Origin of the sequence: Pseudomonas rhizoryzae, assembly GCF_005250615.1 — a bacterium.
GTDB lineage: Bacteria > Pseudomonadota > Gammaproteobacteria > Pseudomonadales > Pseudomonadaceae > Chryseomonas > Chryseomonas rhizoryzae.
This window is the reverse complement of record NZ_SULM01000003.1, coordinates 195,546-207,460: the sequence shown is the minus strand read 5'-3', so window position 1 is coordinate 207,460 and position 11,915 is coordinate 195,546. Positions and strand designations below refer to the sequence as shown.

Here is an 11,915-nt window from a genome sequence, read left to right as displayed (position 1 = left end):
TTTTGTCATTCGGCGGTCATCTTCGCGACCCGCACCGGGGCGCAAGGTGGCCTGGCGATTACCTATCCCAGGAGGCTCCATGCGTACCCAGACCTTGCTTCGCGGTTCCCTTGCCCTGCTGCTCGCCAGCAGTGCCCTGTTGGCCCAGGCCGCGCCCATGCCCACCGTCAAGCCGCTGCGTGGCACCGTGGACAGCGTCCAGGGCGACACCCTGGACGTCACCACCCGCGGCGGTGCCCATCAGTCCCTGATGCTGGACGACAAGACCAGCTACCGCGCCGTGTCCAAGGCCAACCTGGACCGCATCGAGGCCAACAGCTTCATCGGTTCGGCCGCCACGCCCCAGCCCGACGGCACCCTCAAGGCGCTGGAAGTGACGGTCTTCGAAGCCAGCCTGCGCGGCTCCGGCGAAGGCCACTATGGCTGGGAAAACGCCGACGGCAGCACCGGCACCATGACCAACGGCACCGTGGGCGAACTCAAGAAAGCCAACGGCCGCACCCTGACCGTGCAATACAAGGGCGGCGAGAAGCAGCTGGTGGTGCCGGAAGACGTACCCATCGCCTACGTCGAGAAAGGCGACCGCAGCCTGCTCAAGCCCGGTGCCAAGGTGGTGCTGTTCCCCGCCGAAGATGGCAAGCATGTGAAGGGCGTGGCCATCGGTAAGGACGGTTTCACGCCGCCCATGTAAGCCGCTGCGCGGTCGCCTGGCGACCGCGTCCAACTTTCTATGGAGGGGAACCCCATGACCACCTCGCGACGGCGCCTGGTGCACCGCTGGCCGGTGCGCCTCACCCACTGGCTCAACGCCCTGGCGATGCCCTGCATGTTCATGAGCGGCTGGGCGATTTACAACGCCTCGCCGTTGTTCCCCTTCACCTTTCCCGCCTGGGCGACCCTTGGCGGTTGGCTGGGCGGCGCCATCGCCTGGCACCTGGCGGTGTTCTGGCTGCTGCTGGTGAATGGCCTGATCTATCTGCTCTATGGCCTGTTCAGCGGGCATTTCCGGCGGGATTTTTTACCGCTGTCGCCGCGCGCCATCGGCCGGGATTTCATGGCCGCCGCACGGCTACGGCTTGGCCACCAACTGGGCACCTACAACGCCGTGCAGCGGCTGCTCTATTGGGGCGTGCTGGCCCTCGGGGTACTGGTGGTGCTCTCGGGGCTGGCCATCTGGAAGCCGGTACAGCTGCAAGGGCTGGCCGCGCTGCTGGGCGGCTTCGACACCGCCCGCTACGTGCATTTCTTCGCCATGGCCGGCATCGGCGCCTTCGTCGTCGTGCACCTGGCCCTGGTCATCCTGGTCCCCCGCACCCTGCCGCCGATGATCACCGGCCGGGCGCACGAGGAGGTGAACGATGAGTCGGCGTGAACGACTGCGCCTGGAGCCGGCGCAACAGCGCCAGGTAGAGAACCTGCAGCGGCGCCTGCTGCTCAAGCAGGGCCTCACCGTGGGCGCCCTGGCCATGCTCAGCGGCTGCAACCTGCAGGACGGCGACAGCGTCGACAAGGTGCTCTGGTCCATGTCGCGCTTCAATGACCGGGTGCAGGCCTGGCTGTTCGGCCGCGAGCGCCTGGCGCCGACCTATGCCGCCAGCCAGATCACCAACCCCTTTCCCTTCAATGCCTTCTATCCCGAATACAACGTTCCGGAAATCGACCTCAGCGACTATCGCCTGGAGGTCTCCGGGCTGGTCGCCAACAAGCAGACCTGGACCCTCGAAGACCTGCGCCGCCTGCCGCAACGGGCCGACATCACCCGCTTCATCTGCATCGAAGGCTGGAGCGCCATCGGCCAATGGGGTGGGGTGCCGCTGCGCACCTTCCTCGAACGCATCGGCGCCGACACCAGTGCCAAGTACGTCGGCTTCAAGTGCGCCGACCGCTACTACTCCAGCATCGACATGGCCTCGGCGCTGCATCCCCAGACCCTCTTGGCGCTGGACTTCGGCCAGGTGGCCCTGCCGCCCGACTACGGCTATCCCCTGCGCCTGCGGGTACCGACCAAGCTCGGCTTCAAGAATCCCAAGCACATCCAGGCGCTGTTCGTGACCAACGACTATCCCGGTGGGTACTGGGAAGACCAGGGCTACAACTGGTTCAGCGGGATCTAGATCCCACTCAACGTCTGCTGCGCGTCGGCCAAACTGCGTTGAAAAGACCCTGGGTCGCCAGCCCGGTCGGAATGCTCATTTACCACTCGTAAACTGCGCTTCCTCAGGTCTTTGATTCGCTGGCGCTCACCCTTCGGGACAGCCTTTGGCTGTTCCTCCCGTTGGTCGTTGCGCCTTGTCTGTCTCTAGCTCGCGAGACGTTGAGCGGGATCTAGCCCGCGGAACCCCCGTCTTCGGGGACAGTCGAGATACCACCCATCCTTTACCCAGGAGTCTCGCCATGTCCGCCCATCCCTCGATCGGTTTCATCGGCTTCGGTGCCATGGCCCAGCGCATGGGCGCCAATCTGCGCGAGGCTGGTTATCCCGTCCGTGCCTATGCCGAGCATCAGCAGGACGGCGAGCGCCACGGCACGCCCATGGAACCGCTGGCGACGCTGTTGCCCCAGGCCGAGGTAGTGATCGTCTCGCTGCCCAACGACGCCATCCTCGAACAGGTCTTGCTCGGGCCCGATGGCGTGCTGGCCCGGCTGGAAGCCGGTCGCCTGCTGATCAACACCAGCACCAACTCGCCGGCCCTGGCCCTGCGTCTGGAGGAAGCCGGTCGTGCCCGCGGCATCGCCGTGGTCGAGGCGCCAGTGTCCGGCAGCACGCCGGAGGCGGAAAAGGCGCAACTAGTGGTGCTGGCCGGTGGCGAACCCGAGGCGGTGGAGCGGGCGCGGCCGATCCTCGAAACCCTGGGCAAGACGGTGCACCACGTCGGCCCGACCGGGCAGGGCGCCGCCATCAAGCTGGCCATTAACGGCCTGATGGGCGCCGGTCTCGCCGCCCTGGCCGAAGCCCTGGCCTATGCCACCCGTGCCGGTTTGGATGCCGAGGTGCTGTTCGAGGTCTTCGGCGACCTGGCGGTGCTCTCGCCCCATCACCAGCGCAAGCTGGCGGCCCTGCGCGACGGCGACTTCGCCCCGCAATTCCCGGCGGCGCTGATGCACAAGGACATGGGCCTCTTGCTGGCCGAACTCAACGCCACCTACCAGGGTGCCCCGACCCTGGCCGCCGCCGCCCAGCAACTGGCCCTGGGCGCCGAACTGCATCCGGACGCCGACTACCTCATCACTGCCGATGTGCTGCTGGAAGAGGCCGAGGACGCTGCTACCCGGTGAGCCGCGGCTTCCCCCTATCCGGGACGACGTCTAGACTGATCTGGCCCGTCGTCCTGGAAGTCCCTGCCGTATGATCACCACCGGCACCACTCCTCATTTCTGGCGCGATCCCGCGCTGCCCTTTCTCGAAGCTCGCTCCATCCAGGACGGCCGCGCGCTCTGCTACGCCCCGCATTCCCACGAGACCTTTTCCATCGGCACGGTGTTGGGTGGCCGCAGTCGCTATCACAATGGCCCGACCCGCGAACTGGTGGGAGCCGGCACCCTGGTGCTGATGAATCCCGGTGACGTCCATGCCTGCAACCCCCAGGGCGCAGAGGCCTGGCGCTATCGCATGCTGCACGTGGATGCCCGCTGGCTGGCCGGTTTGCAACGCGAGGGCGCGGACGACTTCCAGCCGCTGGCCGTGCAACTGTCCCAGGACGCCCAGCTCTACCAAGGGCTGGAGGCGCTCCATGCCTGCCTGGTCGATCCCGACGGTGCCACGTTGCAACGCCAGAGCCAGACGCTGTTGTATTTCGAGATGGTGCTGGCGCGTCTCGGTCGCACGCCTAAGGCGGCGATCCTGATCCGCGAAGACCGCCGCCTGCGCCGCGCCGCCGACTTTCTCGATGCCCATTGTGGCGAGGGCGTCAGCCTCGACCAACTGAGCGAGGTCGCGGATCTGTCGCCCACCCAACTGATCCGCAGCTTCAAGCGCCGCTACGGACTCACCCCCCATGCCTACCTGATCGACTGCCGCATCCGCCTGGCGCGGCAGCGCCTGCGCCAGGGCGAAGAGCTGGCCGAGGTCGCCCAAGCCACCGGCTTCGCCGACCAGGCCCACCTGCAGCGCACCTTCAAGCGCCTGGTGGCGGCTACGCCCGGCCAGTACCGGGCGGCCTCAGCTCTCCCACAGCAATGAGACGGCACAGAGCACCAGCAACAGGGCGAGCAGGCGATTGAGCAGGCGCAGCCGCGCCGGCGTAAGGGATCGCCCGCGCAACAATTCGCCCGCCACCGCCCAGCAGGCGAGGGAGGCGAAGCAGATCACCAGGTAGAGTCCGGCGAACAGCGCCAGACGCCCGCGATCCTCGCCGACGAACAAGGCCACGCCCGCTGCTGCGGCCAACCAGGCCTTGGGATTGAGCCATTGCAACAGGGCGCCGTCGCGAAAGCCTGGGCACTGCGGAAGGTCGCCCGTCCCCAGATCGCCCGAGGCCCGCGCCAGTTTCCACGCCAGATAGAGCAGGAACAGGGCGCCGGCCACCCGCAAGACGTCGAGCAGCACCGGCCAGGTCGCCAGCACCTCGTGCAGCCCGAGACCGACCGCCAGCAGCAGGGCGACGAAGCCCAGGGTCGCACCGGCGACATGCCGTAGCGCCGTGCGCCAGCCGTGGGTGAGGCCGGTATTGAAGCCCACCAGATTGACCGGGCCGGGGGAGAGGGAGGCCACCAGGGCAAAGGCGGCCATGGACAGGATCAGCGTCATCGCGAGGTCTCGTCAGTGAAGGAGACCCGCACCCTAGCGAGGACGCCCACCGGGCGTATTGAAGAAAATGACCCTTTTATAGCCGACGAAAGGTGGGAATTCGTAGCGCTGCGCTGGCGTCCATTACCCTGAGCCCAGCGCTCCCCCGGTGGTTTCAACGTCGCTGTCGGCCACCGGGGATTTCCCCTTTACGCGCCCTTGAGCGCAAGCGGCAGGGTAAAGGTGAAGGTACTGCCCTGGCCCAAGCCGCTAACGACACTCAACTGGCCACCATGGGCCTCGACGATACCCTTGGCGATATACAACCCCAGGCCATGCCCTGTGGGATTGTCTTCCTGCACATGCCAGAAGCGTTCGAAAACCCGCGCCTGCTGCGCCAGGGTCATGCCACGGCCATTATCGGTCACGCTGATCTCGGCCATGTCACCGCTCCGTCGCATGCTGAGCTGTACTAGACCACCTGGCGCGGTGAACTTGATGGCATTCCCCAGCAAGTTCATCAGCACCTGGAAGATACGCTCGGCCTCCACCTGCACCTGGATATCCAGGTCGGCGGCGTACTCCAGACTTATTGCCTTGCTCTCTGCCAGCGGGCGCGACAGTAGGATGGGCTGGGCACAGACGTCCGCCAGACGCGTGGGTTTCAGATCCAGCAGCAGGCGTTCGGATTCGATCTTCGACAAATCCAGCAGATCGCTGATCAAGGCGTTCATGCGCTGGGCTGCCGTCTCTATCACCTCGAGCGAACTGGTCAGCCGCTCATCGCCCAACGTCAGTTTTTCCAGGAGGCGCTGCAGCATTCCCACCTTCAGCAGGATGATGCTGATGGGACTGCGCAGGTCGTGCGACACCGCCGCGACGATCTCGTCGCGCAGTCGCACCGCTTGGCGCTCGCGCTCCACCTGCCGGGCCAGGTCGATCTCGATGGCCGAGCGCCGTAAATCCTTGGCGGCGAACAAGTCGGAATGCCGCCAGCGCTCCGAGCGCAAGCGGACCAATTCCTTCCAGGCATCGAAAGAGCGCCGCGGATGGGGATAATTGAGATTCGAATCCGGGGTGGGTTCGAGCTTGGTCGGATTGCCGCTCCAGACCACGGTGGTCACGATCTCGGGGCGGAACCAGAGCACCAGGTTGCGTACCGGCTTGGGCAGCGCCAAGGCCAGCAGGCCACTGGCCCGGTCGCTGTAGCGGCGCGCATCGGGCAACTCGTCGGCCAGGCAGCGGGTCGAATACAGCCCCGAGGCATCCATCTCGGCGGTGACCCAGCCGGCGAGCAGACGGATGTCCTCCGGACTCGGGCATTCGCCCAGGGTGCAGAGCTCGTCCTCCACCAGCACCGCCGCGCCGCGCGCCTCGACCAGCTCCAGCAGGTCCGTCGCCCGTTCGCACAGACCGCTCAAGACCTCGCCGCGGCTATCGCACATGCTCTGGATCAGCGCCGCGAGTTGCGCTTCCCGGGCATCGATCTCGCGTTGGACTTGCCGATTTTCCAGCGCCCTGATCATCAGCGAGACCAGCACCCCTATCGAGCGACAGGCCATCCGCGTGCGGAAAGGCAGGAACAGCGGTTCGCGATGACCGCAACTGATCAGCCCCCAGAGCTTGTCATCGCTGATCAGCGACACGCTCATGGACGCCCGCAGGCCTTGGTTGCGCACGTACTGGCAATGGATGGGCGAGACACTGCGCAATACCGCATGGGTCAAATCTATGGGGTCGTAGGCGGTACCGTGCAGGTAGGCGGGTACCAGCGGCACGGGCGCATAGTCGGCATCCGGAATGCTGCGGATCCAGTTCTCGTGGTACAGGGCACGCGCCTGGGCCGGAATGTCGCTCGCCGGAAAATGCATGCCCAGATAGCTGTCGATGTCTTCGACGCGGTCTTCAGCGACCACCTGGCCGTCGCCGCCATCGTCGAAACGATAGACCACTACCCGGTCGAAACCGGTCAAGGCGCGCACCTCGCGTACCGCGCCTGCGCACAACTCGGTCAGGTTCCTGGCCTGCTGCAGACGCGCCAGGGCCCGCGCCAGGCCGGCCGGCTCCACGCCACCATGGTCATCCGGCTCGAACTCCATGAACACCAGGCCATGGCTGCGATGCAGGATCACGTCCATGTCCCGGGTCGGGCGAATCCAACCGAGAGGGTTGGCTTCTTCCAGGTGTTCGAGAGTGAGTGCCTGCAGCACCTGTTCATGCAACTCGGGTGGCAGCACCTGTTCCAGCGGGCGGTCCAGCAGCTCCGGCTCCGGCCGGCCCAGTAGCTCCGGCAAATTGCGGCTGATGTGTTTGATCAGGCGCTCCGCCTCGTCGAAGGCGAGCAGGTAACCATGGGCCTGGATCGAGCCGGGGATACGGATCGGCTCGCTTTCGCAGCGTTGCAGAGACTGGCCGGAGGGTGCAGCAATCATGCGAATCTCTCAGATGAACTCTTGAATAGGACCACTGGCCGTCTCGCCCGTTGAAGTTGTGACGTCGAATAACCGTGAATGTGATCAAGATCACGTTTTATAGCGCCCGCTCGCACTCATTCTTTCATTTGGTTTTTCCAATAACCATTGGTGCAATTCGTTTTCTGACGAAGCGATGTTTTGGCCGGTGTCAGGCCCGTCTTGCGCTTCTCCAGCGTTATCATGGGCTTTTGTCCGAGTTCAGCCATGGCCCGTTTTCGTTCCCCGCCCATCATCGACCGCAGTCGGGATGACCTCTTCATGCGCGAAGCCCTCGCGCTGGCGGAGCAAGGAGCCGCCCAGGGTGAGGTACCCGTCGGCGCCGTGGTGGTACTCGAAGGGGAGATCATCGGGCGGGGCTTCAATCGACCCATCGGTGCCCACGATCCCAGCGCCCATGCCGAGATGGAGGCCATTCGCGCCGCGTCTGCGTGCCTGGCCAACTACCGGCTGCCGGGGGCGACCCTCTACGTCACCCTGGAGCCCTGCAGCATGTGCGCTGGTCTCATCGTCCACAGTCGTATCCAGCGGCTGGTCTATGGCGCCAGCGAGCCCCGTGCCGGCATGGCCCAGAGTCGCGGACGCTTCTTCGAGCAGGACTTTCTCAACCACCGGGTGCTGGTGGAGGGGGGCGTGCTGGCCGACGCCTGCGGCCAGGTCCTGACCGATTTCTTCCGGGCCCGGCGCCAGCCGACATCAGGCGAGACCTAGCCGGCCAGTTCGCGCATCCTGGCCAGCACCGCAGTCAGCCCATTGCTGCGCGACTGCGACAGTTGCCGCTCCAGGCCAAGCTCGGTGAGCCAGCCATGGATGTCGAGCCGGCCCAGTTCCTCGCGAGTGAGCCCATTGGCGCGGACCAGCACCACGGCGAGCAGCCCCTTGAGCACCCGGGATTCGCTGCTGGCGCGGAAATAGTGGCGGTCGCCCTGGGCGTCATGGGTCAGGCGTACCCGGCTTTCGCAGCCTTGCACCAGGTCTTCGTCGCGCTCCTCCAGCACCGCGGGCAGGCGCTCGGCCCATTGCAGCAAGAGCCGCGAGCGCGCCTCCCAGCCCTTGGCGATGACGAAGGCGCGGCGGGCTTCGGCCGCATCGGGAAGCAGATTCATCGGAGCAGCTCCAGGGCGTTGTCCAGCGCGGTGAAGAAGCGCTGCAGATCCTCGGCGTCGTTGTACAGCCCCAGGGATACCCGCAACGCGCCGGTCAGCTGCAAGGTCTGGAACAGCGGCATGGCGCAGTGCTGACCGGCGCGCACGGCGATGCCCTGTTCACCCAGCAGATGGGACAGATCGCCGACATTCACCCCGGCGACCTGGAAACTGGCCAGGGCGATCTGCGGTTCGCCCAGTACCCGCACGCCATCGCGGGCGGCAAGCCCGGCCAGGAGCTTGAGACTCAGGGCCTGTTCGTGACCACGGATGAGACTTTCGTCCTGTCCCTGCAGCCAGTCGACCGCCGCGCCCAGGGCGATGGTGGCGCCGATGGGTGGCGTCCCCGCCTCGAAGCCCATGGGCGCGGTATGGAACTGGGCTTCGCCGAAGGTGGTGTGCCGCACCATCTCCCCACCGAATTGCCAGGGCTTGAGCTGCGCCAGGCACTCGGCCTTGCCCCAGAGCACGCCGATGGCCTCGGGCGCATAGAGCTTGTGACCGGAGAAGACATAGAAATCGGCATCGAAGTCGGCCGGGCGATGCCGGCCATGGACCGCGCCCTGGGCGCCGTCCACCACCAGCCAGGCCGGCGAGCGGGCCCGTACGAGGGCCGCAAGCTCCGCCAGCGGTTGCCAGGTACCGAGCACGTTGGACAGCTGGCTGACGGCGACCAGCCGGGTCCTGGGCCCCAGCAGCGCCTCGGCGGCGTCCAGGTCCAGATGGCCGCTGGGCGTCAGGGGAATCACCCGCAACTGCAGACCGCGCCGTTGCGCCAGCTGCTGCCAGGGCAGCAGGTTGGCATGGTGCTCCAGGGCACTGATCAGGATCTCGTCGCCGGGGCTGAAGGCCTCTTCCAAGCCATAGGCCAGCAGGTTGAGCGCCTCGGTCGCCCCACGGGTCAGCACCACTTCTTGCGGCGAGGCAGCGCCCAGCCAGGCGGCGATCCGCCCCCGGGCGCCTTCGTAGGCGGCGGTGGTGCGCTCGGCCGCCCAGTGCTGGGCACGGTGCACATTGGCCGCGCCCAGGCTATAACTGGCCAGCAGCGCATCCAGCACCACCTGGGGCTTTTGCGCAGTGGCGGCGCTGTCGAGGTAGGTGATGCCGTCGGCGGCGAAGGCGGTGAAAGCCGGAAATTCGGCTCGCCAGGGAGAGGGTAGCGACATGGCGACAGCTCCGGGGTAGCCCGCGCGTGGCGGGCTGCCCGGTAGTGGACTCAGTTGTGCGCGTGCAGCGCTTCGTTGAGTTCGATGGCGGTCTTGTTGGTCTTGCATTCGACCGCGCCGGTTTCCGAATTGCGGCGCAGCAGCAGATCGCTCTGACCGGCCAGTTCGCGCGCCTTGACCACCCGCACCAGTTGATTCTGGTCGTCCAGCACGGCGACCTTGCTACCGGCGGTCACATAGAGACCGGACTCCACGGTGCAGCGATCGCCCAGCGGGATGCCGATGCCGGCGTTGGCACCGATCAGGCAGCCTTCGCCGACGCTGATGATGATGTTGCCGCCGCCCGACAGGGTGCCCATGGTGGAGCAACCGCCGCCCAGGTCCGAACCCTTGCCGACGAAGACGCCCGCGGACACGCGGCCTTCGATCATGCCGGGGCCGGCGGTGCCGGCGTTGAAGTTGACGAAGCCTTCGTGCATCACCGTGGTGCCTTCACCCACGTAGGCGCCTAGGCGCACGCGGGCGGTATCGGCGATGCGCACGCCAGCCGGCACCACGTAGTCGGTCATCTTGGGGAATTTGTCCACCGAGAAGACTTCCAGCAGCTTGCCACGCAGGCGCGCTTCCAGCTGCTCGGCCGGCAGTTCGGCCAGGTCCACGGCGCCCTGGTTGGTCCAGGCCACGTTGGGCAGCAGGGCGAAGATGCCGCTCAGGTTCAGACCGTGGGGCTTGACCAGGCGGTGGGACAGCAGATGCAGCTTCAGGTAGGCCTCGGGGGTGGAGGCGGGGGCGGCATCTTCGGCCAGCAGGGTCGCCACCAGCGGCTTGGTGCTTTCCGCCAGGCGGGTCAGCAGCGCCGATTGCACCGCGTCGATGCCCTTGAGCGCCTCGGCCAGACCGCGAGCCTGGGCCGGGGCGAAGGCGATGGCCTGGTTGCCACCCTCGTAGCCAAGCAGGGGCGCGACCGCCGCGACCAGCTCGGGCGCCGGATTCAACAGGGGCTGCGCATAGAAGACTTCCAGCCAGGCGTCCTGGCGATTCTGGGTGCCGACACCGAAGGCGATACTGAAGAGGGCATGCGACATAAGACTGTTCCTTTGCAAAGGCACCGATCCGGTCGGTGCAAGATGTGCGGTAGTGAGGGCGGTGGCCGCAGGGCTCAGTTCAGGGCCGCGGCATAGAGCTCGGGCTTGAAGCCCAGCAGGGTACGGTCGCCAAGATCGAGTACGGGTCGCTTGATCATCGAAGGCTGCGCCAGCATCAGGTCGATGGCCTTGGCGGTATCGAGGTCGGCCTTCTGGGCGTCGTCGAGCTTGCGGAAGGTGGTGCCGGCGCGATTGAGCACCTTGTCCCAGCCGTGCTCCGCGCACCAGGCGGCCAGCCGCTCGCGGTCGATGCCGCTCTGCTTGTAATCATGGAAGTGATAGGCCTGGCCGTGCTCGTCGAGCCATAGGCGGGCCTTCTTCATGGTGTCACAAGCCTTGATGCCGTAGAGGCTCAGGCCACTGGCCGCTGCGGGCATGGCGTTCTCCTGCGAAAGACTAGGAGCCTGTTCAAAGTCTGCTGCGCGTCGGCCAAACGGTGTTAAAAATGGCTTCGGAATGCTCATTTACCACTCGTAAACTCCGCTTCCTCAGCCATTCTTGCCTTGTTTGGCTCTAGCTCGCGAGCCTTTGAACAGGCTCTAACAACCGCGGATTATGCCATGTCGGGCCGGAAAAGGGCCGGGCGTCACGCCCAGAGTGGAAAGGCGACGCAGGAAAGAAAAAGGCCGGGACAGTGCCCGGCCTTGGCGATCAACCGCGGCTCTTCACGCCGTAGGTTTCGTCGAGGGTGCCCGGGGTGCCGTCACCCTTGGGCGCATAGTCCCGCGGCGCTTCGGTCGGACCGTCGATCCGCTCGCGGCTGGTGGGATAGCGCTGTTCGGCGCTGTGCAGCGAAGCCAGCAGGTGCTGGCGGGTCAACTCGTCCTGGGCCAGGCGCTCGGCGCCTTCGGACAGATGCGTCTGCATGTCCTGGTAGGTCTGGGTGAGCTTGCGCACCAGGCCGGCGGTGGTGCTGAAGTGGCTGGTGACCTCGTGCTGGTAGTCGTCGAACTTCTTCTGTAGGTCATCCAACTGGCGCTGCACCCTGTTCGGCGCGGCACCCGGCACCAGGCGCGCCAGCAGAAAACCTATCCCGACCCCGATCAGCAGCGCGACCAGGGGCAACAACCAGGTAGTGAGCGACTGTTCCACGAAACTTCCTCTATGAGCGGCTTTGCTTTACGGTAACGGCAGACCCGCGAGCCTGTACACTGGGTTGCGTCATCTGCCATTCGCTTGACGCCATCATACCCCGCACTCAGGCATCGCGCAGGATCGACCCTATCAAAATCAACTCCTTGGATGAGCACTGTTCGTCCGGG

14 protein-coding genes are annotated in these 11,915 nt (G+C 66.0%); 6 read left to right on the top strand and 8 right to left on the bottom strand.

All coding sequences use genetic code 11. From position 1 onward, the window contains the following. The first annotated feature begins 79 nt into the window (after positions 1-79). From FAZ11_RS05590 to FAZ11_RS05570, 5 genes are all read left to right on the top strand, one after another. Positions 80-691 carry a hypothetical protein gene (locus tag FAZ11_RS05590; RefSeq protein ID WP_058768627.1) on the top strand — a complete coding sequence of 204 codons (612 nt, stop codon included), beginning with the start codon at positions 80-82 and terminating at the stop codon, positions 689-691. 54 nt (positions 692-745) lie between these two features. Continuing rightward, the gene (locus FAZ11_RS05585) at positions 746-1,372 is read left to right on the top strand and encodes a cytochrome b/b6 domain-containing protein (RefSeq protein ID WP_058764655.1); all 627 of its coding nucleotides are present in this window, start codon (positions 746-748) and stop codon (positions 1,370-1,372) included. After that, complete coding sequence (locus tag FAZ11_RS05580) at positions 1,359-2,114, top strand: molybdopterin-dependent oxidoreductase (RefSeq protein ID WP_058764653.1); 756 nt, start codon at positions 1,359-1,361, stop codon at positions 2,112-2,114. The genes FAZ11_RS05585 and FAZ11_RS05580 overlap by 14 nt, the downstream gene beginning before the upstream one ends. Positions 2,115-2,394: 280 nt before the next feature. Then, positions 2,395-3,276, top strand: a complete 882-nt coding sequence (locus FAZ11_RS05575) for an NAD(P)-dependent oxidoreductase (RefSeq protein WP_058764651.1) — start codon at positions 2,395-2,397, stop codon at positions 3,274-3,276. Between the two features lie 70 nt (positions 3,277-3,346). Then, a complete protein-coding gene (locus tag FAZ11_RS05570) occupies positions 3,347-4,180 on the top strand; it encodes an AraC family transcriptional regulator (protein WP_058773555.1) in 834 nt (277 codons plus the stop codon). On the opposite strand, the gene FAZ11_RS05565 is transcribed toward FAZ11_RS05570, so the two are convergent. The 3 genes from FAZ11_RS05565 to FAZ11_RS25145 all read right to left on the bottom strand — a co-directional run bounded on the left by FAZ11_RS05565 (position 4,160) and on the right by FAZ11_RS25145 (position 7,406). Next, entirely contained in the window at positions 4,160-4,747 is a 588-nt protein-coding gene (locus tag FAZ11_RS05565; protein ID WP_058773556.1) for a LysE family translocator, read from the bottom strand. The two genes, FAZ11_RS05570 and FAZ11_RS05565, sit on opposite strands and share 21 nt — an antisense overlap. Before the next feature lie 188 nt (positions 4,748-4,935). After that, positions 4,936-7,158 carry an ATP-binding protein gene (locus FAZ11_RS05560; RefSeq protein WP_058768623.1) on the bottom strand — a complete coding sequence of 741 codons (2,223 nt, stop codon included), beginning with the start codon at positions 7,156-7,158 and terminating at the stop codon, positions 4,936-4,938. Between the two features lie 116 nt (positions 7,159-7,274). After that, a complete protein-coding gene (locus FAZ11_RS25145; protein ID WP_257787179.1) occupies positions 7,275-7,406 on the bottom strand; it encodes a hypothetical protein in 132 nt (43 codons plus the stop codon). Between FAZ11_RS25145 and tadA the strand changes: the two genes are divergently transcribed. Beyond that, a complete protein-coding gene (gene tadA, locus FAZ11_RS05555) occupies positions 7,405-7,908 on the top strand; it encodes a tRNA adenosine(34) deaminase TadA (RefSeq protein WP_058768622.1) in 504 nt (167 codons plus the stop codon). The genes FAZ11_RS25145 and tadA overlap by 2 nt on opposite strands. On the opposite strand, the gene FAZ11_RS05550 is transcribed toward tadA, so the two are convergent. From FAZ11_RS05550 to FAZ11_RS05530, 5 genes are all read right to left on the bottom strand, one after another. Continuing rightward, positions 7,905-8,303 (bottom strand): SufE family protein, encoded by a 399-nt coding sequence (locus tag FAZ11_RS05550; protein ID WP_058764640.1) that lies wholly within the window; start codon positions 8,301-8,303, stop codon positions 7,905-7,907. The two genes, tadA and FAZ11_RS05550, sit on opposite strands and share 4 nt — an antisense overlap. After that, positions 8,300-9,508, bottom strand: a complete 1,209-nt coding sequence (locus FAZ11_RS05545; protein ID WP_058777517.1) for an aminotransferase class V-fold PLP-dependent enzyme — start codon at positions 9,506-9,508, stop codon at positions 8,300-8,302. Before FAZ11_RS05545 ends, FAZ11_RS05550 begins: the two co-directional genes overlap by 4 nt. 50 nt (positions 9,509-9,558) lie before the next feature. Beyond that, positions 9,559-10,593, bottom strand: coding sequence for a 2,3,4,5-tetrahydropyridine-2,6-dicarboxylate N-succinyltransferase (gene dapD, locus FAZ11_RS05540; protein WP_058777516.1), 1,035 nt, complete (start codon positions 10,591-10,593; stop codon positions 9,559-9,561). Positions 10,594-10,667: 74 nt separating this feature from the next. Beyond that, a complete protein-coding gene (locus FAZ11_RS05535; protein WP_007160615.1) occupies positions 10,668-11,030 on the bottom strand; it encodes an ArsC family reductase in 363 nt (120 codons plus the stop codon). 274 nt (positions 11,031-11,304) lie between these two features. Further along, positions 11,305-11,745, bottom strand: a complete 441-nt coding sequence (locus tag FAZ11_RS05530; protein WP_058764633.1) for a Z-ring associated ZapG family protein — start codon at positions 11,743-11,745, stop codon at positions 11,305-11,307. Positions 11,746-11,915 lie beyond the last annotated feature (170 nt).